We start from the raw sequence: 23521 nt of genomic DNA, 5'->3' as shown, positions 1-23521 counted from the left end.
CCTACGTGGGAGTCTCATGCGGTCGGCATTTCGGGAGCAAATCGGTGCGCTGGGCACCGGCATCGCCGGTCTGTGCGATCTCAGCGGAAGAGCGATGCAACACGCCACCCATGCGCTGCTGAACGCCGACCTGACCGTCGCCGAAGAGGTGCTCGGCCGGCACGAAGAGCTCACCTACCGGTGCGCCCAGGTGGAAACAGATGCGTTCACCATCCTGGCCCTGCAGGCGCCGGTCGCCGGGGATCTGCGCGCCGTTCTCGGCGCACTCAAGAATGTGGCCGATGCCGAACGGATGGGTGTGCTCGCGCTGCACGTGGCCAAGATCGCCCGCCGGCGCCACCCCCGCCCCGCGCTGCCCGACGAGGTCAGCTGCGATGTCGCCGATATGGGCCGCATTGCTGTCCGTATCGGCAACGACGTCACAGACGTGGTGCTGAACAACGACTCCGGCAAGGCAGCGCAGCTGGCCCTGGACGACGAGGCCATGGACGACCTGCATCGCCATCTGTTCACCGTGGTCATGAACCCCGACTGGCCGCACGGTACCGCCGCTGCCGTCGACATCACGCTGCTCAGCCGCTACTTCGAACGCTTTGCCGATCACGCGGTCGACATTGCGGGCCGTGTCATCTACCAGAGCACCGGCGCCCACGCCTGACCGATCGGACACGACGACGCCGCCCACGGCGTTCGACTCGGCCGGATGCCGGCGTACCCCCTCCATATGGTCGGTTCGCACCGGTTTGTCCGACATTCTCGGCCGATCCCGGTTAGCCTGCCCGGGATGAAGTCACTACTGGCCTCCTGTGCAGCCGTGGCCGTGGCGTTGGCATCCGCGGCCTGCGGTACGTCCTATGGCACCTCCAGGTCGGAGGCGCCACAGCTTGCCGCGTACCCCGCCGAAACGCCGGGAGGTGCCGCGGTCACCTTGGGCGCGGCCACCGTGTCCGCGCAGGGCATTGTCGACAGCTTCGCCGCGGGCGACTTCGCCGAAGTCTGGGAACACATGGCGCAGGAGGTGCGCCAGGGGATCACGCGCGAGGACTTCGTCGAGTTCTACAAGACGTGCAAGAAGCCGGGTCCGCGTCTGTCCGTCGAGGGACTGCGCATGGAGCCCGACGGCCAGGCCATCGTCCGCGTGATGAATCACGGTGCTGGGGGTTCCCGGTTCATGGTCTACGAGGACGGGGCCTGGAACATGCGGGCCACCGCCGACTTCGCCGCGCACCTCGGGCAGCCCCTACAGCGGATCATCAGCGAAGAGAAGGCCGCCGGTCTCTGCGACAGCTGAGTGTCAGTGCCAGTCCCAGACGGACATGTCGTTGGCCGGGTAGTTCTGGCAGATGTCGGTGGTGTGGGCGGCGACGCCTTTGTTGTTGAAGAACAGTTTGGCCCAGTTGGGCCAGCGCCAGGACATTTGTTCGTAGAAGGCGTTGGTGGCGGTGTCTTCGGAGTATTGGCGCCGTCCTGCGTAGTCCATGGAGAAGAACCAGTGGATGCGGTCTTGGGTGCCTTGTTGGTCGGCGGCGGGTTTGTTGTTGTAGTCGATCATGTAGCGCTCGTAGTAGACGGGTTCGACGTCGCGGGCGGCGGCCATGATCTGTTCGGCGGTGCAGGGGGTGCGCAGGATGCGGTTGGGGATGGGGTAGTCGTCGGTGGCATCTGCTGAAGAGACTGCGGAGGTGGCGATGCCTGTGGCGAGGGCGCCGACGAGGGCTGCGGTGGCGGCGGCGAGGCGAAGTGTGGTGTGCATGATGGTGTTCCTTCCTAGTGCTGGGCGGCCGCGACCTGGTCGAGGATGACGCGTTGGTCGGGGCAGTAGTAGTTCAGTGCCGAGCCCAGGAACTGCCAGTTCTGCTCGGTGGTGTTGTGTCGGTCGAGGTTGGCGCCGATGAACTTGGCTGAGTCGAAGGCGGTGTGGTCGACGTTGTTGGTCAGGCGTTTGCAGACCAGTTTGCCGATCCAGGCGTTGTAGTCCTTCTGCCCGTAGATGCCGTAGGTGTGCAACTCGTGGGCGAAGTTGGTGTCGGGATCGCGGTCATAGGCCGGGTCCGCGGCCGCCGGGGCGGCCAATCCCACCACGGCCGCCGGGGCCGCCAATCCCAGTGCTGCACCGACGATCACGGCTGTGACGACAGACTTCACGACGAAACCTCCTCAGATTCCTTGTGGGCGGGCGCCGGCCACGGTGCCGGCAACGGACGCTGTCGCACGGACACCGGCCACCAGAACCACTTGCCCAGCAGCGCCGCGATCGACGGCGTCATGAACGACCGCACGATCAACGTGTCGAACAACAGGCCCAGGCCGATGGTGGTACCGATCTGTCCGAGGATCACCAGATCGCTGAAGATGAACGACGCCATCGTCGCCGAGAACACCAGACCCGCGGCGGTGACCACCCGGCCGGTACCGGCCATGGACCGGATGATGCCGGTGTTCAGGCCGGCATGCATCTCCTCCTTGAACCGCGACACCAGCAACAAGTTGTAATCCGCACCCACCGCCAACAACAGGATGATGGCCAGCGGCACCACAATCCAATACAGATGGATCCCTAAGATGTACTGCCACAACAAGACCGACAAGCCGACCGAGGCGCCCAACGACACCGCGACGGTGCCGACGATGACGATCGCGGCGACGATGCTGCGGGTCACGAACATCATGATCAGCAGGATGAGTGCCAGTGCGGCCAGTGCCGAGATCAGCAGGTCGTACTTCATCCCTTCTTGAATGTCCTTGTTGGTGGAGCCGATTCCGGCGACGTAGACCTTGGCATCCGACATCGGCGTGGCCTTGAGCGCGTCGAACACCGCATCCTTCATGGCGTCGATGTGCGGGATCGCCTCGGGAGTGGCGGGATTGCCCTGATGGGTCACGATGAACCTGGCGGCCTTGCCGTCCGGCGAGAGGAACAGCTTGAGTCCGCGCTTGAAATCGGCGTTGTCGAAGGCTTCCGGCGGCAGGTAGAACGAATCGTCGTTCTTGGCGTCATCGAACGCCTGGCCCATCGCGGTGGCGTTCTTCAGCGCTTCATCGCTCTGGGCATTGGTGCCACCGGTGGTCGCGTAGTTCGACAGGGTGAGATCGCGGTTGCGTTCCTGAATGGCGATCTGGGGCGGCAGCAGCGCGACCAGTCGCGGCTGAAGCGCGTCCAATTTGTCCAGACTCGCGGTGATGTTGCCGAACTTGTCGGACAGTTCGGAGATTCCGTCCAGGGAATCGAACACCGACCGCAACGCCGAGCACATGGGAATGTCGAAGCAGTGCGGTTCCCAGTAGAAGTAATTGCGCAGCGGGCGGAACTGATCATCGAAATTGGCGAGTTTGTCGCGCAGATCGTTGACCGTTGCCACGGTGTCGTGGAACGCCTGGGTCTGCTCGTGGGTGGCCTCCGCGCTCTGCTGCTGCAGGGTGAGCTGCTGCTTGAGCACGTTGATGGTGTTGTCGATCTCGTTGGCCTGCTTGAGCAGATCATCGGCCCGGTCCTTCTGATAGCCCAGGTTCATGATCTGGCTGGCGCTGGACGCACTGATCTGGAAGGGGATGGAGCTGTGGGTGATGGGGGTGCCGAGCGGTCGCGTGATGGACTGCACCAGTGCGATTCCCGGAGTGTGCAGGACCGCCTTGGCCGCGCGCTCAAGGATCAGCATGTCAGCGGGATTGCGCATATCGTGATCGGTCTCGATCATCAGCAGCTCGGGGTTGATCCGCGCTTCGGTGAAATGCCGTTCGGCGGCTTCCATCCCGATCACCCCGGGTGCGGTGCCGGGGTGATCGGGCGGTTGTCGTAGCTGGTCTGATAGCCGGGCAGGGCGAACACCCCGATGAGCGCGATCGCGCCCGTCACCACCAGTATCGGACCCGGCCAGCGGACGATGGCGGCGCCGGTCCGGCGCCATCCGCGTGCGCGCAGTTGGCCCTTGGGCTCCATCAATCCGAACCGGCTGGCGATCAACAACACGGCGGGCCCCAGCGTCAACGCGGCGGCCAGGGTCACGAGAACGCCGAGAGCGGCCGGGATACCGAGTGTCTGGAAGTACGGCAGGCGGGTGAACTGCATGCAGGCGACCGCTCCGGCGATCGTCAATCCCGACCCGACGATGACATGGACAGTGCCCCGGTACATGTCGTAGTAGGCCGGGATCCGCTCCAGCCCGTTACTGCGGGCCTCCTGATAACGGCCGACGACGAAGATCGCGTAGTCGGTGCCCGCCGCGATCGCCAGCAACGTCAGCAGATTCGTCGAGTACGTGGACAGCCCGATCACACCGGAGTGGGCGAGGACGGCCACCACGCCGCGGGCGGCCGCGAGTTCGATGGCCACCGTCAGGAGCACGATCACCATCGTCACCACGGAGCGGTAGACGAACAGCAGCATGATGCCGATCACCAGGAAGGTGATGGCGGTGACCTCGTGGGTGCCCTCGCTGCCCACCTCGAAGTTGTCGGTCACCAGCGGTGACGCACCGGTCACATAGGCCTTGATACCGGGCGGCGGCGGTGTGTCGGCGACGATCTTGCGCACCGCGTCGACCGATTCGTTCGACTGGGCCTCGCCCTGGTTTCCGCGTAGGTACACCTGCGTCAGGGCGGCCTTGCCGTCCTTGCTCTGCGAGCCGCCGGCGGTCAGCGGATCACCCCAGAAGTCCTGCACGTGCTCGACGTGCTCGGTGTCCTCCTGGAGCTTCTTCACCAAGCCGTCGTAGAACTTGTGCGCCTCGGGCCCCAGCGGCTGGTCGCCCTCCAGCACGATCATTGCCGCACTGTCGGAATCGAATTCGTGGAAGACCTGGCCGATGTGCCGCATCGCCAGAATGCCCGGCGCATCCGGCGCGTTGAGCCCCACCGAGCGCTCGGCGCCGACGACCTCCAGTTGAGGGGCGATGATGTTGGACACCGCGGCGATGGCGATCCAGAGGAACAGGATCGGTACCGACAGCGTCCGGATCAGCCGGGCCGGCAGGGACCCTTCGGTCGGGCCGACCTCGGTCTGATGCTGGCTCATGCTGTCTTGTCCAAGCAGGCGATGTAGCCGTTCACGTTGTTCGAGGACCTTTCGTCCTTGACGATGCCGTTGACGGTGATGCGGCAGCCGATGGTGTCGCCGTCACCTTGTGCGCGCAGATCGGCGTACATCGTCGGGTCGTCGGTGGTCAGTGTCTGTGACCACGGCAGCGGGACATTGTCGACGTGCTGAGGCTGGGCATGAATATCGAGGTAGTTGATGGTGGCCACGGATCCGGGTGAGCCGAATACCTCGAACAACACGTGCTTGGGGTTGTAGCCGGTGTTCTCCAGGGCGTCCGAGCCGGCCCGGGACACCTCGTTGTCGGAGCCGAACACACCGTGCAATCGGGTGACGGTGAACGCGACCAGAGCGATCACCACGATCGACACGATCGCGATCCACTGCCGCTTTGCCAGCGCAGCCACCGAGAACCCACTCAATCCAAGACCTTTCGCCGCCCCCGCTGGCGATCACACGATGCCACGCTGTGAAATCGCCACGTGAAGCAGAACGGTACGGTACCGTACGATCTGTCGCAACTGCTTGACGTGCGCGAAAATAGCTGCTCTAGCTGCGTCAACGTGGTTCAACGTCGCGGCGTGACCGCGATATTCCAAGGGAGGGCGTACGCGATGGTCACCGATCAGCCGGACGATGCCTCGAGCTGTCCTTGGAACGAGCGAGAGACCGAGCTGTTGGCCATCACCCTGGAGTTGCTCCAGGAACACGGGTACGACCGCCTGAGCGTCGAAGCCGTGGCGACCAAGGCCAAGGCCAGTAAGGCCACCATGTACCGGCGCTGGCCGTCCAAGGCCGATCTGGTGCTCGCGGCGTTCATCCAGGGCACCCGGGACACCGCCATCCCGCCGCGCACCGGCTCACTACGGGGCGATCTGTTGGAGATCGGGCGGGCGACATGCCAGCAGTCGAAGCAACACATGCGCACCATGCGCGCTGTCCTCAACGAGATGTCGCACAACCCGGGTCTGCAAGATGCGATGCAGGAGAAGTTCGTCCTGCAGCGCAAGATGGTCATCGACGGCGTGCTGGCCGAGGCGGTCAAGCGGGGAGAGATCGACGCGTCGGCGATCAACGAGGAGATTTTCGATCTGTTGCCGGGATACCTGGTGTTCCGATCACTGGTCTCGGATCGGCCGCCGACCGAGGATACGGTCCGCGCGGTGGTCGACGGTGTGTTGCTGCCCAGTCTGATGGGTGCGCGAGGGCGCTAGATCCACACCGGAGCCCTTGCCCCGGCGCACTGGTCCCCGGCGTCGGTGAAATACCTTGTGCGCAACTGTAGTTGCGCGGGAAGTGCGGTGAGTCACCCAGCGCGTGATGGGTGCTGAGTTTGCGACTTCTGAGTCGGGGTATTCACAGACGGAGACGGTGAAGGACGCCGGATTCCTTCAGGAGATGTCATGCCCCCACCGCGCAAGCGCGATCAAAAAGCCCCGGCGAATGCCGGACCCACCGGTGCTGTCAACGGACGGGTATCCGATGCGGACGATGCCCGTGCCCAAACAGGCACCCATCTGACCACCGCGCAAGGCCTGCGTCTGCCGGATACCGACCATTCCCTGAAGGCAGGTTCCCGGGGCCCGACGCTGCTCGAGGATTTCCATCTGCGGGAGAAGATCACCCACTTCGATCATGAGCGGATCCCGGAGCGGGTTGTGCACGCACGCGGCGCGGCAGCACACGGCGTCTTCGAGTCCTATGGCACCGCCTCCTCGGTCACCAAGGCCGCCTTCCTGGGCAAGAAGGGCACGAAAACCGAGGTTTTCACCAGGTTTTCGACGGTTCTCGGGTCGCGCGGGTCCGCCGACACCGTCCGCGACACCCGTGGGTTCGCGGTGAAGTTCTACACCGAGGAAGGCACGTTCGATCTGGTCGGCAACAACATGCCGGTGTTCTTCATCCAGGACGGCATCAAGTTCCCCGACATCATCCACGCAGCCAAACCGCAACCGGACCGCGAGATCCCGCAAGCGCAGTCCGCGCACGACACGTTCTGGGACTTCGTGTCCTTGCATACCGAAGCCACGCACCATGTGTTCTGGAATATGAGCGATCGCGGCATACCGCGCTCCTTCCGGACGATGGAGGGGTTCGGTGTCCACACCTTCCGGTTGGTGAACGCGTCCGGCGAGACCAGCCTGGTGAAATTTCACTGGAAGCCGGTCGCCGGGGTGCACTCGCTGGTCTGGGAGGAGGCGCAGATCGCCGCCGGTTGCGACCCGGACTTCCACCGCCGTGACATGGCGGACGGGATCGAGGCAGGCGCATTCCTCGAATACGAGCTCGGTATCCAGGTGATGCCCGATGACGGTACGGACAGTTTCGAGGGCATCGACCTCCTGGACCCCACCAAGCTCGTGCCCGAGGAGCTGGCAGCGGTGCAGCTGGTGGGCAAGATGACGCTGAACCGGAACCCCACCAACTACTTCGCCGAGACAGAACAGGTGGCCTTCCACACCGGCAACCTGGTCCCGGGTGTCGAGGTCACCAACGATCCGCTCATGCAGGCCCGGTTGTTCTCCTATCTGGACACCCAGCTCACTCGCCTGGGTGGACCGAACTTCACGCAGCTGCCGATCAACCGGCCGCACTGCCCGGTCAATGACATGCTTCGCGACGGTATGCACCAGAGCGCGGTTCACACCGGTGTCGCCGCCTACCATCCCAACAGCATCGACGGTGACGAGCCGCACCCGGCTGATGCGTCCGAGGGCGGCTACGTACAGGTGCCGCGTGTCATCGACGGGACGGCCGTGCGCGCCCAACCGGCCTCATTCGACGACCACTTCTCGCAGGCGACGATGTTCTACCGCAGCCTCAGTACAGTCGAGCAGGACCATATCGTCGAGGCGTTCACCTTCGAACTGGGCAAGGTGTACGAGCAGGCGATCAAGGAACGTGAACTGCTCGTGCTGGCCAATGTCGACACCGACCTGTGCCGGCAGGTGGCCGCCGGCCTGGGGCTACCGGCCCCGAGGGGCGAGCCCGTCGCCGAGGCCACACCCTCGGCCGCGCTGGCGCAGCTGCCGGTCAAGGAGGGCCCGGTGGCCGGCCGCAAGATCGGCATCATCGCGGATGCGGGTTCAGACCTGGCCGGTGTGGCCAGACTGGTCAAAGACACCGCGGCGCTGGGTGTTACGGTCCTGGTAGTCGCACCCGTCGGGGGCACCCTCAAATCGGGCCGACGGCAGATCGTCGTGGATCGTACGTCGGCGACGGCCCGGTCGATCGAGTTCGATGCGTTGGTGGTCGCAGCGGGAACCGACCCCAACCCCGATCTCAAAACGGTCGTGATGCTGCAGGAGGCGTTCCGGCACTGCAAGGCGCTGGCGGCGTGGGGAGATGGTGCCGGACTGCTCAAGGCCGCCAAGATCCCCGGCAAAGGACCCGGCATCGAACTGGCCGATGATGTCGACAAAGATTTCACCGCAAGGCTTTCGGCTGCCCTGGTCCTGCACCGGGCATGGGAGCGCGCTCCCATGTCCGGAACTGCCCGAAGGCGGAATTCCGGTGGCGTCCGTTAGCGGCACCGGGCACGATCGCGCCCACGAGGCGCATCCCGACATGGTGGCGCAACCTCATACCGATGAGGAAGGTCCGGTCGCCGAGGCAGAGGTGCGGGCCGCCGAGATACGTTCTGCCGAGCGGCCCCTCGGGCCGCCCGGGCGGCGGTTCGACCGACGGTCGCCCTTCTTCATCGGCCTTACCGCATCCGCCGGAGTAGCGGTGACTTATGGTGCCGTTCAAGTTCTTTCGTCGCTGTCCTCGATTCTGGTGGTCATCGGCGTCGCGTTCTTCCTGGCGCTCGGGCTGGAACCGTTGGTCTCCTGGCTTGTCAGGCACGGGCTGCGTCGCCCGCTGGCCACGGGCCTGGTCTTTGTCGTCTTCCTGGCATTGATGGGCGCCTTCGTCGCTGCGGCGATTCCGCCGCTGGCGCAACAGGCCAATGAGCTGATCAGGCAAGCACCGCTGTACCTTCAGCAGGCGCAGGACAATTCGTCCACGATCGGACGGCTCAACGACCGATTCCACCTGCAGCAGCGAATCACCGATATGATCAACGGCGCAGACGGATCAGCCTTCAACGGGGTGGTCAGCGCCGGCACCGCGGTATTCGAAGTGCTCGCCGACACGCTCATCGCCATCGTCTTGACGCTCTACTTCCTCGCCGATATGCCGCGCATGCGAACCGCCATGTACCGGTTGGTGCCGCACACCCGGCGGCCGCGGGCCATCCTCATCGGTGACGAGGTCTTCGCGAAAGTCGGCTCGTATGTGTTGGGAAATGTGCTGATCTCGGTGATCACCGGTGTGGTGACGCTCATCTGGCTGGCGATATTCGACGTACCCTACCCGTTGTTATTGGCGATCTTCGTCGCGATCCTCGATCTCGTTCCCGTCGTGGGATCGACCATAGCCGGCGTCGTGGTCGCGGCCGTGTCGCTGACGGTGTCACTGCCGGTGTGCGTCGCGACGGTTGTCTTCTTCGTCGTGTTCCGGCTGCTGGAGGACTATCTCCTGGTGCCCAGGATCATCGGCCGTGCGGTGAAGGTCCCGGCATTGATCACCGTCGTCGCCGTGCTGCTCGGCGGTGCCCTGCTCGGCATCGTCGGCGCGTTGGTGGCGATTCCGGTCGCCGCTGCTCTGCAGCTCGTCATGCAGGAAGTGCTGTATCCACGCCTGGACAAGGCGTGAACGACGACGGCTACGACGCCGCCATCCAGATACCCAGGGTGACCATGATGACGGCGATGACGGCGTCCAGGATGCGCCACGTCAGGGGGGTGGCGAACAACCCGGCCAGCCGCCTGGCGCCCAGCCCCAGTCCGGTGAACCACAGCGCACTGGCCATGACCGCGCCTGCACCGAAAAGCCAACGCTGGTCTCGGTGTTCGTTCGCGAGCGAGCCGAGAAGGACCACCGTGTCGAGGTAGACGTGCGGGTTCAGCCACGTCAGCGCCGCGCAGGTGAGGAGCACCTCGGCCAGCCGCGCCGGGCTCTTCTCGGAGGGGTTCAGCGCGGCGGCCCGGAAAGCGCGGCGTGCAGCCAGCGCACCGTAGCCGATCAGGAAGACGGCCCCGCCGAGCTTGGCGACGGTCATCGCGTCGGGATGTGCGGTGATGAGCGCACCGACCCCGGCAATGCCGGCGGCGATGAGGATCAGATCCGACACCGTGCACAGTGCGATCACCGGGACGACATGTTCGCCGCGGATGCCCTGACGCAGCACAAACGCGTTCTGTGCGCCGATGGCGGCGATAAGCGCCATGGTGGTCAGGAAGCCGAGGAGGACGGGCGAGCTCATACCCCTGACGCTAGGGCCGTCGGTGGTATCAGTACAGCTAAATATTCTTACCTGGAATTAGATGAACTTAATCCACTCGCCCCGGGCCGCAGGCCGGGTCCTCATGCGGCTTCGAGGTCGAGGAGCACTCGCTTGGCTTCGATACCCCCAAGGTAACCGCCCATGGTTCCGTCGCTGCGGACCACTCGGTGACACGGCACGACGACCGGCAGGGGATTGGTCGCGCACGCGGTCCCCACGGCGCGGACCGCCTTGGAGTTGCCGGCGAGCGCGGCGACGGTTGCGTAGCTGGCGGTGTGCCCGTACGCGATCTCGGGCAGCCGGCGCAGCACGGTGCAGCGGAATCCTGCGGACAGCCGCCAGTCCAGCGGCAGGTCGAAGGTGCGACGTGTGCCTGTGAAGTACTCGTCGAGTTCGCGTGCGGTGGCGTCCAGCCGGTCGTGGTCGGGCAGGATCCGCGGACTGATCTTGTCGGCCAGTTGCTGCAGGACGGTGTCGTGGCCCTCGCTGGCGTACGCGACCCGGAGCAGTCCCCGGTCGGTGGCCGCGACCAGCAGCGGCCCGACGGGGCTGTCGACGATGCGATAGGCGATGTCGAGTACGCCGGCGCGTTGCGCGTCGGCGGTCAGCCGTGTCTGAAGCGCGGCCAGGTGGTCGACGCTGGGGTTCACGCTTCGGGTCAGACTTCGGATGAGTTCCCGGTCGGCGGCGGTCATGAGCGTTGTCCTTTCGTGCCAGGTGTGGCGGGTGTACGCGCGAAGTTGCGCCGCAGTGCGGCGATACCGTCAGATGCCGACCGGCGTGCGGCCTCGGGGCTGCTGCCGATGATGGCTCCCACTTCGGCGTACGGCAGACCGGCCAGGTAGTGGTATGCCACGGCTTGCTTCTGCTTCGGCGAGAGTCGGTTCAGCGCGTCCGTGAGATTGTTGCGATCCTCGACGTCGGGCGGCGGGATCGGTCGGTCCGGGATGTCGTCGGTGGGAACGGCGTGCCGAGACCGGTGTCGGATGATGTCGACGGCCTTGCGGTGGGCGATGGTCACCAGCCAGGCCTCGACGTTCGCTTCGGCCGGCAGATCGGGGTAAGCCTTCAGCGCGGACAGAAAGGTCTCTGACCAGGCATCGTCGGCGTCGACGGGGCCGAGGATGACCCGACAGACCCGTAGCACGGTGGCGCCGTGATCGGAGACCACCGAGGGGAAGGGCTGCTTGGGTTTCACACTGAGTAGACGCTTCGGCCGTTCATTTTGTGAGTATCGATCGTGAAACGCGGTAGGGGCAAAGTCGGCGGGCCGGCATGGGCTGGTCCGGATCCGCGCTGTCGCGAAACGCATTCTTCGGCAACAAGATTCGTCGGGTGACCGAGATCGTGGCCGGGTGCTGCTCGGGTCAGGCTGGTGTGCGTGCGCCATCTGCTGCCCGGAACCGCCACCGAGATCGGCCTCGGCGGTGAAGCGGCATTCACCGGGCACGCCTCTGGACGCCGCAGGCTTACGCGCATAAGCTCTGGATGATTTGGCCCCATCGGGCCTGCTCATCGCGGAGCGGCTCGGCGAAAGGATGAAGGACATTGAGCGACACCATTGCGGTTTTCAATCCGTCAACCGAGGAACAGATCGCGGAAGTCCCTCATGCTGACCAGGCGACGGTCGACGCTGCGGTGGCCCGGGCCCGCGAAACCTTCGAGTCCGGGGTGTGGCGCAGGCTGCCCGCCGCGCACCGGGCCGAGGTGCTCTTCCGCGCCGCGGAGATCATCAGGCAGCGCACCGAGGAACTCGCCGAGATCGAAGCGCGCGATAACGGCATGAATGCGATGGCCGCGCGGCAGATCATCAAGGTGGCCAACGAGATGCTGGTCTACTACGCCGGCTGGGTGGGCAAGATCCACGGTGAGTCGGCCAACCTCGTCTCCGACGGGCTGCTGGGGCATTTCGAGGAGTACCACACCTTCACCCAGCTGGAGCCGGTCGGCGTCGTCGGTCTCATCATCCCGTGGAACGGACCGTTCTTCATCGCCATGCTCAAGGTCGCGCCCGCGCTGGCGGCTGGATGCAGCGCGGTGCTCAAGCCCGCCGAGGAGACCCCGCTGTCGGCGCTGAAGCTGGAAGAGATCTTCCGCGAGGCCGGACTACCCGATGGCGTTCTCAATGTCATCACCGGGCACGGCGAGACCACCGGCGCAGCACTCACCGCCCACCCCGACGTCGACAAGATCGCATTCACCGGGTCGACCGAAGTGGGGCGGCTCATCGTCAAGGCTTCCGCGGGCAACCTCAAACGCCTGACGCTGGAGCTCGGCGGCAAGTCGCCCCTGATCATGTTCGACGACGCCAACCTGGACAAGGCGATCATGGGCGCCGGCATGGGTCTGCTTGCCGGGTCGGGACAGAACTGCTCCTGCACCTCACGCATCTACGTGCAGCGCAAGATCTACCATCAGGTCGTCGAAGGTCTGGCCGCATTCGCGCAGATGCTACCGATGGGCGGATATGACGACCCCACGTCTGTTCTCGGGCCGCTGATCAGCGAGAAGCAGCGCACACGAGTACATGACATCGTCACCGAAGGGGTAGCCCGCGGCGCCGAGGTGATCACCGGGGGCAAGCCGCTTGACCGCCGCGGCTACTTCTACGAGGCGACGATCATCGCCAACACCACACCCGATATGCGACTCATCAAAGAGGAGATCTTCGGCCCGGTCGGGTCGGTGATCCCGTTCGACGACGAGGAGGAGGCGATCGCCGCCGCCAATGACACCCATTACGGGCTGGCCGGAGCCATCTGGACCGAGAACCTCAGCCGAGCCCACCGCGTGGCGAATGCGCTTCGCGGGGGCCAGATCTGGGTGAACTCCGCACTTGCCGCGGACCCGTCCATGCCGATCTGCGGTCACAAGCAGTCCGGCTGGGGCGGGGAGCGCGGTAAGAAGGGGCTGGAGGCCTACTTCAACACCAAATCGGTGTACATCGGTCTGACCTGACCAACGGCTACGGGCCGGTGCTGACGCAGACCGGGCCCGCGCATGCACCGGCGCCGCCGGGGCCCGCGCTGGCTCCGGCACCCGGTACACCCGCGGTGGCGCCGCCCGGCCCGGCACCGGCCCCTGCGCCCGGCACACCTGCGGTGGCCCCGCCCGGACCTGCGCCGGCACCGGGTGCCATCGGTGCGCCCGACTCGGTCATCGCGGGACTGGGGGTGGTCGTCTCCACGGTGGTCGTCACCGTGGTCACCGGAGTGGATTCCGTCGTCGACGTGGAGGTCGAGGTGGAGGTCGAGGTGGAATTGCCGCTGCCGGAGTCCGAACCGCACGCTGCAGTCAGGCCGCCGACCAGCACGGCACCCGCGACAGCGGCGGCAACAGGAAAACCACGAACGATCTGAACGACGGTCATGTGAGGCTCGATTCTCTTCAGTACGGCTGCCGGCGGCATATCAGCCGGCCGGCAGAAACGACGAGAAGCGAGTACCCGATTCGTCCTCACGTTAAGCAGGACGCCCCACTCGGCCCGGAAGGACAGTCACGGCTGTCGATCGATGGCAGTCTCCGCCACCGGAAGCATGTTGGGGTGGAAGGTTTTCAGCCATGTGTACGGGTGTTCGGGAGAGGTGGTGCCGCCCAGGATGAACGTCCGGTCGGTGCGGCGTGCCCGGGCGATGGTGGCCAGCCAGGTGGCCACCGTGCTGATCCGGTTCTCGACTCCGGTGAGGAAGGCGATGTGGATGAAACCCCATCCCAGCCAGCCGAGAAACCCGGCCAGGCGCACCGGTCCGGCTTGGAGCAGTGCGTGTCCCCGGCTGATATAGGCCGCTGAGCCGAGATCGCGATAGCGGAAGGGGCGGCGCGGTTTTCCCGCGAGGTCGCGGCGGATCGATGCGGCCGCGTGCAGTCCGCCCTGCATCGCATTCTCGGCGACGCCGGGCAGCTGATCGCGGCCGACCAGATCACCGATGACGAAGATCTTTGGATGGCCGGGTACCGACAGGTCGGGTTCGACCGCGATGCGGCCGGCCCGGTCAGCGTGGGCACCGGTGACCTCGGCGACCCGGCGCGCGAAAGGCACCGCCTCGACACCCGCGGTCCACAGCACGGTCCGGGCCGGATGGTCCTCGGCCGGTCCGCCGTTCTTGGGCGTCACCGTGACACCGTCCTGCCGGACATCGGTGACGTGCACACCCATGTGCAGTTCGACGCCCAGGTGCTCCAATGCCCGGGTGGCCTTGTCGGTGAGGCTCGGGGCGAAGCTGCTCAGCACGCAACTCCCGCCGTCGAACAACAGCACGCGGGCGTCCTCGGGTTCGATGCTGTGGAACTCGTGCGCGAGCGCGCGGGTGGCCATCTCACGGATCTGGCCGGCCAGTTCCACCCCGGTGGGACCTCCGCCGGCGATCGCGAAGGTCAGCCAGCCGTCGCGCTCGGGTCCGGGCGGCAGCGTCTCTGCCATTTCGAAGGCGCCGAACAGCCGGCGTCGGATGGCCAGGGCGTCATCGAGTGTCTTCATGCCGGGCGCCCATCGGGCGAACTCGTCGTTGCCGAAATAGGCCTGGCGCATGCCCACCGCGACGACGAGCACGTCATAGTCCAAGGTGAAGGTGGTTTCGTCGGGTCTGCGGGCCGTGAGTACCCGGGCGTCGGTGTCGAGGTCGATCGCCTCGCCCAGCAGTGTCGTCACGTTGCTGTGCCGGGCCAGTTCCTCGCGCAGTGAGCGACTGATCTGACCGATGCTGAGTGTCCCGGTGGCGCATTGGTAGAGCAGCGGTTGGAACACGTGGCAGGCGGCCCGGTCCAGCAGGACGACATCGACGTCGACCTTCCCGAGCCGCCGCGCACAGAACAAGCCGCCGAACCCACCGCCGACGATCAAAACCTTGGTCCTAGAAGACACCATGCACTCCGTTACTTCGACCGCGTGGCTATTTCGACCGCGTGGTTATTTCGACTGCGTGCCGACTGCCACGCAGACCAAGCCCGCGACGGCGAACCACAACGCCGAGCTCGCCGTCCACATCGACGGGGTGAGCGCCATCTGTGCCGCCAGATCCGCACGCAACGAACTGAATTGGGTCTTCCAGTAGGCCGCGACCAATATGCAGGCGCCGAGGATGAGCACCACCTGGACCACCGACACACCGCGTCGGCCGATCCGCATCGCGATGACGACGAGGATCGCGGCCGCGACCGCCGTCACGATCGACGTCACGCCGAGCAGAATGGTGCGGTCGAGAACCCGCCGGCATACATACAGTCCGGCGCAATCCGGCCGCCCGGCCAACGCGGAGTAGGTGCCAAGGGCTGCGGAGATGAGCAGGCATCCGACCCCGATGGCCCACGTCCCGCGCCGGAGCGCAGGAAACGATCCGCTCTTGCCTGCCTCTGTCACGAGTGCAGACTAGCGGTTCAGTGTGACGCCGGCGCCGAATCAGGGGCAGTCAGGGCCGCGATCGGGCTCTCGTCGAGGTGATCGAGCAGATCCCGCGGATCGTCGTAGATGACCGCCGCGCCGGCACAATCCAATTCGCACGTTCCCACGCCGCCGCTGCGCAGCCCGATGGTGACGACACCGGCTCGCCGTGCCGCGAGGGCATCCCACGTCGAATCACCGACGAACACGGCACAGGACGCGCTGACGCCGGCACGCTCCAGAGCCAGCTGCACAATGCCGGGATCCGGTTTGGCGACGTCGACGTCCCGCGACGAGGTGACCATCGAGATCACGTCGTCGCAGTCGAGCACCCGGCGCAGCAGCATCAGTTCGTCTTCCGGGGCCGAGGTCGCGAGCACCACGTGCATGCCCAGATCGGACACCCGATGCAGCAGATCGCGTGCTCCCGGCAGCACGGTCAGCATGGACGCCATCTCACGGTAGAACTGACTGTGATGGTCTTTGAGTCGTTCCCGCACGGCGTCATCGGCGCCCCGGGCCAGGGTGCGCAGCAAGGCATCGCCGTCCATGCCGATACTGCGGTGCACCCGCCACGCCGACACCGGTTGATCCTCGACCTCGAAGGCGCGAATCCACGCGTGCACGTGGATGTAATTGGAGTCCACCAGCGTGCCGTCGACGTCGAACAACACCGCGGGAACGTCCGAAGAAGCCGGCCGCATCATCACTCCTCACTTCGGTCTCGGCTCTCCTGTCAGGAGCAGTCGAAACACACCCGGGCATCCTCGTCGGCCATGTTGTGCCGGTGATGGACCAGAACGCAACGGGTGCAGACGAATTCGTCGAACTGCTGGGGCGGGACCGCCAGCCCAGCGCCCGCACCGAGATCGATCCGGTGTGAGGTGTCGTAATCAATGGTCACGGGCACGGCCCCTTCCGATGCAATATCAATGACCTCAACAGGTGCAGAGATAATGCCCCGCCAGGGCGGCTGGTAAACCGGCTGTCGCCTGCGCAACTCGACGACGGGGATCACCCGGGCGGTCTTCTGCTGGTATTCCAGTTGTCGGCCACGAGAATTCGGTCCGCGCGCACGCTGATCTCTATGACGGTCCTCACCGCCGGGCCGAGCACGCCGCGCAGCGCGACTGCCTGCAAAATCTCTCGCATCGATATCGCCGGCACCGACGTCGGCGAATCGCGAAACTCCCGGTCAAGATGACGGTGAGTTGCGACTTCGGCATGGGGACTGGGTATTGTCGGTTGTTGTCACTGAAGCAGAAGGTCAGCGCGACCTGGGTGACCTTCATATGTGCTGACGTGAAGGACGTGATTCCCCATGCGCGCGCCACTGGACCCACGGCTCATGCCGGTACCGTCAACCGGTGCCGTTCCCGGCTCACAGCGTTTGTCGCTGTTGCTGGTCGAGGACGACCGCGCCGACGCGCTGCTGGTGGAAGAGCTGATCACCGATGCCGCGATCGATATCGACTTCGTCTGGTCGCAGTCCATCGCCGACGCGGCGAGCAAACTCTCGGCGGCCCGGCCGGATTGCGTCCTCCTGGACCTCAATCTTCCGGACGCCCAGGGGATCGACGCGCTGCGACGCGTCGGCGACCTCGATTCGACGATCCCGATCATCGTGCTGACCGGACTCAACGACGAGCACTTCGGGGTGTCGGCGGTGGCCTCGGGCGCGCAAGATTACCTGGTCAAGGGACGTGTCGATCCGGAGATGCTGCGCCGGGCCGTGCTGTACGCCATCGAGCGCAAACGGGCCGAGCTCACCGCCGTCGATCTGCATGCCAGCCGGCTGCGTGCTCAGGAGAACGCCCGGCTGGAACGCGGGCTGCTCCCGTCCCCTCTCCTGCACGACAACCCGGGCGTCAACATCGTCACGCAATCGCTGCCGAGCAGGCGGGAGGCCCTGCTCGGCGGTGACTTCTACGATGTCGTGCAGACCCCCGACAGGACGGTGCACGTCATGATCGGTGACGTGGCCGGACACGGCCCCGACGAGGCCGCCCTCGGCGTGGCGCTGCGCATCGGCTGGCGGGCGCTGACATTCGCCGGACTGCGCGGCAACGACCGGATGCGCCAGCTGGACCGGATCCTCACGACCGAACGCCCCGGCCGAGGTACGTTCGCCACGTTGCTCAGTGTGGCGCTGGAACCCGACACCGGCCGCTTCTCGGCGGTGCGGGCCGGCCATCCCGGCCTGCTGGTCCACGGCGGGGGCACCGTGGACTGGCTTGAGCCGGCCGCCGGCCCCGCCCTGGGCCTGGGGGCCACCGAGTGGCCGGTGAACGTGCTGCAGCTGGACGACGGGCACGGTCTGTTGTTGCTCACCGACGGACTCTTCGAAGGGCACGCGGGACGGGGGGAGGAACGTCTGGGTGAAGGCGGACTGCTCGATCTCGCCCGCTCCGTCGCCACGCTGCCCGGGCCGGACTTCGTCCACGCCCTCATCAGTCAGGCTGATGCACGCGCGCGGCCGCACGGCGGTCTCACCGACGATATCGCGGTGATCCGGGTAGAGCGGTCGGCACGGTGAGGCTCACCGTCCAGGGCTGGCAGAACCTGGTGTTGTCGGTGATGGGCGTGGTGGTCCTGTCCGGCGCAGTCGGCGGGGCATTGCTGATGAGCCGGACCGACCAGGTCTCCGCCGAGCTCATCGATCACATCCAGCCCGCCCGAGTCGCCGCGTACGAACTGCAGGCGGCACTGCGCGACCAGGAAACGGCCGTGCGAGGCTACGCGATCGCCGCCGACGCGCAATTCCTGACGCCTTACCAGGAGGGGCAACGCAATGAGGGGGCGTCGGCCCAAGTCATTCGAGACCTGCTGGCCGGACGTGACGAGTTCATCGGGGATCTGGACGCGATCGAACGCGCGGCTCGCGAGTGGCGGGCCGGCTACGCGGAGCCGCTCATCGCGAGTGTCACTCCGGGGCGACCCGTCGTCGTCGACAGCGGCACCGCGGAGCGGGGCAAGGACGAATTCGACGGCTTACGCACGCTTTTCGATGTCCAGAACGCTCACCTCGGACAGGCACGCAACGCGGCGATCGACGAACTGAACTGGGTTCGGCACTGGCGCGACGGCGTCCTGGTCGCGATGGTGTTGGCATTCTTCGTGATGGCGGTGCTGCTGGCGGTGGTGGTGCGCAACGCCGTGACCCGGCCACTGGGCCTGCTGGCGGCGTCCTGCCGCAGGATCACCGAGGGGAACTTCGGTGAGCGCATCATCCCGCAGGGGCCCAGTGATATTCGGGCGATTGCCGCCGGCGTGGAGGATATGCGGCAGCGGATCGTCGAGGAACTGGCCGTGTCGCAGGCGGCACGTGACTCCCTCGACGAGCAGGCCGAGGAACTGCGTCGCTCCAACGCCGAGCTCGAGCAGTTCGCCTATGTGGCGTCCCATGATCTGCAGGAGCCGTTGCGTAAGGTCGCCTCCTTCTGTCAGCTGCTGGAAAAGCGTTACGGGGACAAGCTCGACGAGCGGGGTACCGAGTACATCGCCTTCGCGGTGGACGGTGCCAAACGCATGCAGGTGCTGATCAACGACCTGCTCACGTTCTCGCGGGTGGGCAGACTCAACGCCACGCATACCGAGGTCGATCTCGACGCGGCACTGGATTCGGCGCTGAAGAATCTCGCGGCGGCCATCGACGAATCGGGCGCGCAGGTGATCCGCCCGCCGGAACCCCTACCGCTGGTGGACGGTGACCCCACGCTGCTGGCGATGCTCTGGCAGAACTTGATCGGCAATGCCATCAAGTTCCGCCGCGAGGGTGTCGCTCCCGGTGTCGACGTCGAGTGCCGGGAAGGCAGCGGGGAGACCGCGGGCTACTGGGTGTTCACGGTGTCGGACAACGGCATCGGTATCGGGGTGGAGTTCGTGGACAAGGTCTTCGTCATCTTCCAGCGGTTGCACGGCCGGGACGCCTACTCCGGCACCGGTATCGGGCTGGCACTGTGCAAGAAGATCGTCGAACACCATGGTGGGCTCATCTGGATCGACACGTCGTATACGGGCGGAACCCGCTTCGTCTTCACCCTGCCCATCACCCCTGCCACCGAGCCGAACCCCATCCCAGAAGTCGTGTCGGAAGGACATCGCGAATGAGCGCGCCCGAGAGCAGAGCTATCGACATTCTGCTGGTCGAAGACGACCCGGGAGACGAGCTGATCACCCGGGAAGCCTTCGAGCACAACAAGATCAAGAACACCTTGCACGTCGCGCGCGACGGTGAGGAGGGCCTGGACTTCCTCTACCGGCGCGGTGTGTACGGCGACGCCCCGCGGCCGGATCTGATCCTGCTCGACCTCAACCTGCCCAAGTACGACGGACGCCAACTGCTGGAGAAGGTGAAGTCGGACGCCGATCTCTGCCATATCCCGGTTGTCGTGCTCACCACGTCGTCGGCGGAGGAGGACATCCTGCGCAGCTATAAGCTGCACGCCAATGCCTATGTCACCAAACCTGTTGATCTCGATCAGTTCATGAATGCGGTTCGGCAGATCGATGAGTTCTTCGTTCAGGTGGTCCGGCTGCCGCAGTTGTGACATCGGACCGCCCGCCGGTCAATGCGCCGATGTGGTCCCACTGCAAGCGCACCCGGGTCCCGGCTGGATCCGGATCGATATCGGCCCGGTCGGCCAGGGCGTGCATCAACGGGATACCGCGTCCGCGAGCAGGATTGGCGATGCTGGGATCTTTGATCCGCCACGAACCCTCATCGGAGATCGCCACGGTCAGTGTCTCCAGTCGTCGATCGTGGTCCGCCTCGAGGTGCATCACTCCGGGTGTGGCGTCGAGGTAGGCGAACTCCGCGGCGTTGGCCAAGGCCTCGTTGACGGCGAGCACGATATCGCTCGCTTTCGTGGCGTCCACACTAAGCTCTTGGTGCAACCAGTCCGAGAACTCTTGGCGCACAACGGCCGCGCGCTCGGGCACCGCCGTTACGCCGATTCGCGTAAAGCGGGCACCTGACTGCGCTGGGTCTGTCATATCGACTGCTGGCTACCCGATCGTCGTCCGTTTTATGTCGTCAGCGCGCTGAGAGCTTCGTCAAGTGTGGCGAACACATCGACGACGTCGGCGATCCCGACCAGTTTGAGAGGTCTGCTCGTCGCGGGTCCGTCCGCAACCACGGCGAAGCCTACGGCCGGTGTCAGGTCGCCGTGCGCGGCCACCAGTAGGCCCATGCCGGCCGACGCCAGGAAATCCACTGCGCCCAGATCCACCACCACCGCCTGAGGCGATGCCGCCGCCGCAGCGGCGATTGCCGCTTCCAGTTGCGGTGCGGTGAGCATGTCGAGGGTCCCGGTCACCGCGACCACACTCACGTCACCTATCCGCTTCTCCTCGACCGTGCAGCTGGCCGCCGCGGCATTGCCTGCTGACGGGTCTGGCTGGCTAGTCATCGCCACCTCCGAGGTGTTCGTGCGTACGCCGGTAGTCGACAAATTCTAGCGACGAGCGCAGCGGACACGGCCGAACGCCCAGAGCGCGGCTGATCACGGTTTGACCGCAGCGATCACGGCGAGCGTCTCGACGCGTTTGCCCACCGACAGCAGGCCGGTCTCTTCGAGCCACGCGGCCCGGCTGAGCAGCACCGGTCCGAACGGCACACGCTTCTGGGCGACCACCGAACTGCGTAGCCCGTTGGCCGTGAGGGTGTTGACGGTGCGTGAGATATCGGCCAGTTCCGACTGCACGATGAGCAGTGTGCCGTGCCGGCGGAGTAACGCCGGTGCCGCGGCGCACAGCGGGTCCAGCACCTGTCTGCCGTCACGGCCGGCGTTGACCGCCAATGCCGGCCCGGGCGTGGCGACCGGATAGGTCTGCGGTGGCTCGGGCACATACGGCGGGTTGCACACGACGAGGTCGTAGGGACCGGTCGAGATCGCATGCGTCCATGCACCCTCGAAGACATCGATGTCGACACCTGCTTCGAGTGCGTTGAGCCGGGCGCATTCGACGGCAGCGGGTGAACGGTCGAACGCGCTGACCGAGTACGCGCCCGCGCTCGCCGCGGCGAGCGCAATCACCCCGGAGCCCGTGCACAGGTCGGCCACGGTCATGCCCTCCGCAGGAGCGACGGCCGCCATCGCTTCGATGAGCAGATAGGAGTCCTCCTGCGGCTGGTAGACGTCGGGACCGACATCGAGGGAGCGCGCGCTGGCGGCGGGTGTGGCGGGGCCATCGGCGATGACGGTCATCGGATCCTTCCCAGGACGAGCATTCAGGTCGGCGCGAGCAGACGGCTGATAATTCCCAGTTACCGGCCCGGCTAAACCCGCTGGCTCGGCGTCATGCGACGCGGCACCGCGAATGGCTTTGCAGGCCAACGGAATGTGGCCCGCCGACAGGGACGAGGCGGTTCGGGCGGGTTCCGTGCTCAGACCACGGCGGCGGCGCAGCCCTCCGTCGCGGCGGGCTGCGCACATGAAACGCAGTCGGCCGAGTCGATGTCGAACTGGCCGCAGGTGGGGCAGATGTACGGGATCACGGGCGTCTCCTCCGTCTGGCGGGCCGGCGCTGTCATGGCGCGGGTCGCCGACCCTGTACCCCACACGTGACCCCGTCCAAACGTGGTCGCCCCGCTGTTTCCGGTACGCGCGGTGGCATCGGCTAAATTCCTCTCGTGGTGGAGGGACAAGACGGCGGATCCGACGCCTCGCCGGTCGAACAGGCGCTGGCCGGCGGTATCCCGCAACGCGTGGGCTGGTATCGCTTCCACTTCGCCGATGAGCGGTGGGAATGGTCCGCAGAGGTGGAGGGCATCCACGGTTATGAGCCGGGAACGGCCAGCCCGACCACCGAGTTGGTTCTGCACCACAAGCACCCCGACGACTACGACGACGTGGCCGCGACGCTGCACGACATCCGGCGCACGCACAAGCCGTTCAGCGCTCGGCACCGGATCATCACCGTGCAGGACACCATCCGTGAGGTCGTGGTCATCGGTGAACAGCTGCGGGACGACACCGGGGAGGTGGTCGGCACACACGGCTACTACATCGATGTCACCCCCACCCGCGACGCCCTGATCAGCGACGCGGTGGCCGAGATCGCCGACAACCGGGCCGTGATCGAGCAGGTGAAGGGCATTCTGCGGGTGATCTACCGGATCGAGCCCGAGGTGGCGTTCGACGTGCTCAGGTGGCGCTCACAGGAGACGAATGTGAAGCTGCGCGTGCTCGCCGAGCAACTGATGGCCGACTTCGTGACCATCGGTGGCGGTGAACGGCTGCCACCGAGAGAGGTGTTCGACCACCTCTTGATGACGGCGCATCAGCGCATCCGGGCGCATGGTGCCGGCCGGAGGTCTTAGTCCCCGGCACTGACCAGGCGTGGAAAGCCCGCTGCGCCGCGCTGCACGCAGTCCAGCGCGGCCGTCATGTTTCCGTGGACCGGTAGGACCGGGTCCGGGTCGCAGATCCGCAGTAGCCGGGTGACCTCCCGGCTCGGGATCATGGCCCAGCTCACACCCTGTGCATCGGCGTGGGCGCCGATGGTGTGCACGGCGGAGAACCCGGCGGTGCCGAAGAACCGAACAGCGCTCAGATCCAGGATCAGGTGAGCGCAGCGGGGCAGCAGGGCCGATGCGTAGCGGATGAACTCGGGGCAGTTGGCCGCATCGAGCTCGCCGTGCACAGTCACTGCCGGGGTCGACGTCTGCAGCCAGCACGTGGAGAAGGTGGCGAGACTGCCCCCTGGGACGGGGAGCTGCCGGGCGGTGGATGCGGTTCTCATGGTGACTCCATCAGTCGGAATAGCGTGTTCGACCTGC

Annotated in this window: 25 protein-coding genes and 1 pseudogene; 10 read left to right on the top strand and 16 right to left on the bottom strand. The window is 65.9% G+C overall.

Annotated features, from left to right (window positions below; translation table 11 throughout):
- Positions 1-16 precede the first annotated feature (16 nt).
- Both phoU and QN239_RS30560 read left to right on the top strand, forming a co-directional pair.
- Positions 17-658: a phosphate signaling complex protein PhoU gene (gene phoU, locus QN239_RS30565; protein WP_499016234.1), complete on the top strand. Its 642-nt coding sequence runs from the start codon at positions 17-19 to the stop codon at positions 656-658.
- Between the two features lie 126 nt (positions 659-784).
- Positions 785-1291 carry a hypothetical protein gene (locus QN239_RS30560; protein ID WP_499016232.1) on the top strand — a complete coding sequence of 169 codons (507 nt, stop codon included), beginning with the start codon at positions 785-787 and terminating at the stop codon, positions 1289-1291.
- A 3-nt stretch (positions 1292-1294) separates the two neighbouring features.
- Here QN239_RS30560 and QN239_RS30555 read toward each other — a convergent pair whose 3' ends face one another.
- The 4 genes and pseudogenes from QN239_RS30555 to QN239_RS30540 all read right to left on the bottom strand — a co-directional run bounded on the left by QN239_RS30555 (position 1295) and on the right by QN239_RS30540 (position 5454).
- Complete coding sequence (locus QN239_RS30555; RefSeq protein ID WP_499016230.1) at positions 1295-1753, bottom strand: DUF5078 domain-containing protein; 459 nt, start codon at positions 1751-1753, stop codon at positions 1295-1297.
- Between the two features lie 14 nt (positions 1754-1767).
- Positions 1768-2145, bottom strand: a complete 378-nt coding sequence (locus QN239_RS30550; protein ID WP_499016228.1) for a DUF732 domain-containing protein — start codon at positions 2143-2145, stop codon at positions 1768-1770.
- A pseudogene (locus tag QN239_RS30545) lies at positions 2142-5011 on the bottom strand (MMPL/RND family transporter). Before QN239_RS30545 ends, QN239_RS30550 begins: the two are co-directional and overlap by 4 nt.
- Positions 5008-5454 carry an MmpS family transport accessory protein gene (locus QN239_RS30540; protein ID WP_167155961.1) on the bottom strand — a complete coding sequence of 149 codons (447 nt, stop codon included), beginning with the start codon at positions 5452-5454 and terminating at the stop codon, positions 5008-5010. Before QN239_RS30540 ends, QN239_RS30545 begins: the two are co-directional and overlap by 4 nt.
- Positions 5455-5646: 192 nt before the next feature.
- On the opposite strand from QN239_RS30540, the gene QN239_RS30535 reads away from it, so the two are divergent.
- The 3 genes from QN239_RS30535 to QN239_RS30525 all read left to right on the top strand — a co-directional run bounded on the left by QN239_RS30535 (position 5647) and on the right by QN239_RS30525 (position 9730).
- Positions 5647-6246 (top strand): TetR/AcrR family transcriptional regulator, encoded by a 600-nt coding sequence (locus QN239_RS30535; protein WP_499017023.1) that lies wholly within the window; start codon positions 5647-5649, stop codon positions 6244-6246.
- 189 nt (positions 6247-6435) lie between these two features.
- Positions 6436-8559 carry a catalase gene (locus tag QN239_RS30530; RefSeq protein ID WP_499016226.1) on the top strand — a complete coding sequence of 708 codons (2124 nt, stop codon included), beginning with the start codon at positions 6436-6438 and terminating at the stop codon, positions 8557-8559.
- A gap of 40 nt (positions 8560-8599) precedes the next feature.
- Complete coding sequence (locus QN239_RS30525; RefSeq protein WP_499017022.1) at positions 8600-9730, top strand: AI-2E family transporter; 1131 nt, start codon at positions 8600-8602, stop codon at positions 9728-9730.
- 10 nt (positions 9731-9740) lie between these two features.
- Here QN239_RS30525 and lysE read toward each other — a convergent pair whose 3' ends face one another.
- The 3 genes from lysE to QN239_RS30510 all read right to left on the bottom strand — a co-directional run bounded on the left by lysE (position 9741) and on the right by QN239_RS30510 (position 11559).
- Positions 9741-10340, bottom strand: coding sequence for an L-lysine exporter (gene lysE / locus QN239_RS30520; RefSeq protein ID WP_499016225.1), 600 nt, complete (start codon positions 10338-10340; stop codon positions 9741-9743).
- Positions 10341-10441: 101 nt separating this feature from the next.
- Positions 10442-11056, bottom strand: a complete 615-nt coding sequence (locus tag QN239_RS30515) for a methylated-DNA--[protein]-cysteine S-methyltransferase (RefSeq protein ID WP_499016223.1) — start codon at positions 11054-11056, stop codon at positions 10442-10444.
- Positions 11053-11559 (bottom strand): RNA polymerase sigma factor, encoded by a 507-nt coding sequence (locus QN239_RS30510; protein WP_499016220.1) that lies wholly within the window; start codon positions 11557-11559, stop codon positions 11053-11055. The genes QN239_RS30515 and QN239_RS30510 overlap by 4 nt, the downstream gene beginning before the upstream one ends.
- 350 nt (positions 11560-11909) lie before the next feature.
- Here QN239_RS30510 and QN239_RS30505 point away from each other — a divergent pair, with 350 nt between their 5' ends.
- Positions 11910-13319, top strand: a complete 1410-nt coding sequence (locus QN239_RS30505) for an aldehyde dehydrogenase family protein (protein ID WP_499016219.1) — start codon at positions 11910-11912, stop codon at positions 13317-13319.
- Positions 13320-13326: 7 nt separating this feature from the next.
- Here QN239_RS30505 and QN239_RS30500 read toward each other — a convergent pair whose 3' ends face one another.
- The 5 genes from QN239_RS30500 to QN239_RS30480 form a co-directional block, all read right to left on the bottom strand.
- Entirely contained in the window at positions 13327-13731 is a 405-nt protein-coding gene (locus QN239_RS30500; protein ID WP_499016217.1) for a hypothetical protein, read from the bottom strand.
- A 126-nt stretch (positions 13732-13857) separates the two neighbouring features.
- A complete protein-coding gene (locus QN239_RS30495; RefSeq protein WP_499016215.1) occupies positions 13858-15225 on the bottom strand; it encodes an NAD(P)/FAD-dependent oxidoreductase in 1368 nt (455 codons plus the stop codon).
- A gap of 42 nt (positions 15226-15267) precedes the next feature.
- A complete protein-coding gene (locus tag QN239_RS30490) occupies positions 15268-15717 on the bottom strand; it encodes a hypothetical protein (protein WP_499016213.1) in 450 nt (149 codons plus the stop codon).
- Between the two features lie 17 nt (positions 15718-15734).
- Positions 15735-16442 (bottom strand): HAD family hydrolase, encoded by a 708-nt coding sequence (locus QN239_RS30485; RefSeq protein WP_499016212.1) that lies wholly within the window; start codon positions 16440-16442, stop codon positions 15735-15737.
- Positions 16443-16474: 32 nt separating this feature from the next.
- Positions 16475-16642 (bottom strand): DUF4193 family protein, encoded by a 168-nt coding sequence (locus QN239_RS30480; RefSeq protein WP_499016209.1) that lies wholly within the window; start codon positions 16640-16642, stop codon positions 16475-16477.
- 417 nt (positions 16643-17059) lie between these two features.
- Between QN239_RS30480 and QN239_RS30475 the strand changes: the two genes are divergently transcribed.
- The 3 genes from QN239_RS30475 to QN239_RS30465 are packed head-to-tail and all read left to right on the top strand — an operon-like array spanning position 17060 to position 20288.
- Positions 17060-18274, top strand: a complete 1215-nt coding sequence (locus QN239_RS30475; protein WP_499016208.1) for a PP2C family protein-serine/threonine phosphatase — start codon at positions 17060-17062, stop codon at positions 18272-18274.
- On the top strand, positions 18271-19848 hold the full coding sequence (locus QN239_RS30470) for a sensor histidine kinase (RefSeq protein WP_499016206.1): 1578 nt from the start codon (positions 18271-18273) through the stop codon (positions 19846-19848). Before QN239_RS30475 ends, QN239_RS30470 begins: the two co-directional genes overlap by 4 nt.
- Complete coding sequence (locus tag QN239_RS30465) at positions 19845-20288, top strand: response regulator (RefSeq protein WP_090358308.1); 444 nt, start codon at positions 19845-19847, stop codon at positions 20286-20288. The genes QN239_RS30470 and QN239_RS30465 overlap by 4 nt, the downstream gene beginning before the upstream one ends.
- Here QN239_RS30465 and QN239_RS30460 read toward each other — a convergent pair.
- From QN239_RS30460 to QN239_RS30450, 3 genes are all read right to left on the bottom strand, one after another.
- On the bottom strand, positions 20224-20733 hold the full coding sequence (locus QN239_RS30460) for an ATP-binding protein (protein ID WP_499016204.1): 510 nt from the start codon (positions 20731-20733) through the stop codon (positions 20224-20226). The two genes, QN239_RS30465 and QN239_RS30460, sit on opposite strands and share 65 nt — an antisense overlap.
- 32 nt (positions 20734-20765) lie before the next feature.
- The gene (locus QN239_RS30455) at positions 20766-21149 is read right to left on the bottom strand and encodes an STAS domain-containing protein (protein WP_090358311.1); all 384 of its coding nucleotides are present in this window, start codon (positions 21147-21149) and stop codon (positions 20766-20768) included.
- Between the two features lie 93 nt (positions 21150-21242).
- Entirely contained in the window at positions 21243-21947 is a 705-nt protein-coding gene (locus QN239_RS30450) for a HemK2/MTQ2 family protein methyltransferase (protein ID WP_499016201.1), read from the bottom strand.
- Between the two features lie 425 nt (positions 21948-22372).
- Between QN239_RS30450 and QN239_RS30445 the strand changes: the two genes are divergently transcribed.
- Positions 22373-23062, top strand: a complete 690-nt coding sequence (locus QN239_RS30445) for a PAS and ANTAR domain-containing protein (RefSeq protein ID WP_499016200.1) — start codon at positions 22373-22375, stop codon at positions 23060-23062.
- Here QN239_RS30445 and QN239_RS30440 read toward each other — a convergent pair.
- Positions 23059-23484, bottom strand: a complete 426-nt coding sequence (locus QN239_RS30440; RefSeq protein ID WP_499016198.1) for an STAS domain-containing protein — start codon at positions 23482-23484, stop codon at positions 23059-23061. The genes QN239_RS30445 and QN239_RS30440 overlap by 4 nt on opposite strands.
- Positions 23485-23521: the final 37 nt, after the last annotated feature.

This window comes from Mycolicibacterium sp. Y3, from assembly GCF_051188035.1.
GTDB classification, from domain to species: Bacteria; Actinomycetota; Actinomycetes; order Mycobacteriales; family Mycobacteriaceae; genus Mycobacterium; species Mycobacterium fluoranthenivorans.
Note: the sequence above shows the minus strand (reverse complement) of the source record. Positions and strands in the feature narration are given on the sequence as shown.